1 protein-coding gene is annotated in these 916 nt (G+C 48.4%); it reads right to left on the reverse strand.

The genetic code is table 11. The features are described 5' to 3' along the window. A partial coding sequence (locus AC1DUO_RS25480) for a GAF domain-containing protein (RefSeq protein ID WP_477989477.1) occupies positions 1-916 on the reverse strand: 916 nt, incomplete at both ends.

Below are 916 nucleotides of genomic sequence, written 5' to 3' on the forward strand. Positions count from 1 at the left end.
GTACTAAACCGTTGCCCATGACTTATCGACTCATGCAATGCGCTGACTGCGCGGCGCAGAATTTCATTTGGCGTCAGGTTGTTATCACAAAGTCCCGAGTCACCTATGTGGATATCCAAATCTAGCGCAACTTCCCGGTTGATTCTGGCTTGGGTTCCCTGAAGACTTAGGGTGATATCATCTAATGAAAGAGCCATCTGCGCAGGAGTGAAAAAGGCAAAGCGTCCGACCGCCACGGCATAGAGTTTCCCAGCAAACGGCAACCGGGCATGCAGTTCTGTAGCCATGTCACGGAGTAGATTTTCTACGACATGCATCCCCAATGAACGGGCCATCTCGTAGGCAAGTGGCATATCAATGCAGTCAATGATGATGACCCTGAAGGCGCCCACCGCCAAAATCTCGATGTCCTTCAGAAGTCGCTGTCGATTTGGTAAAAGGGTGACAACATCGATGTAGCCGAGTGCGTGCCAGGAGGCTAAGAAATCCGATATCAGCTCGGCCAGGGTTTCAAAAATACCAATCTGCTCATCTGAAAGTATCCTTGGCTGAATATCTAAGATACACAAGGTACCCACAGCAACCCCATCACGTGTTTTAAGAGGGCACCCCGCATAAAAACGAATGAATGGAGCCTCCCTGACAGCCTGATAGCGACAAAATATTGGGTGCTGATGCGTATCATCACAAATGATAGTTTCACCCTGTTTCAAGGTCTGCACGCAAAATTCTTCGCCCAAGTTGGTTTCCGCGACTACGATACTCTGAGCAGAATTATGGTATTGCTTTTCATCATCGAGAATCGACACAAAGCCCATCGGCATTTTCAGCAACTGGCAGACAAGTTGCGTGTATTTTTTTAACGCTTCGTCCCTGCCTTTATCAGGATTTTTCAACAGGTCAATCGCCGCACGTC

It is taken from the genome of Rahnella sp. P4_A8 (assembly GCF_056402435.1).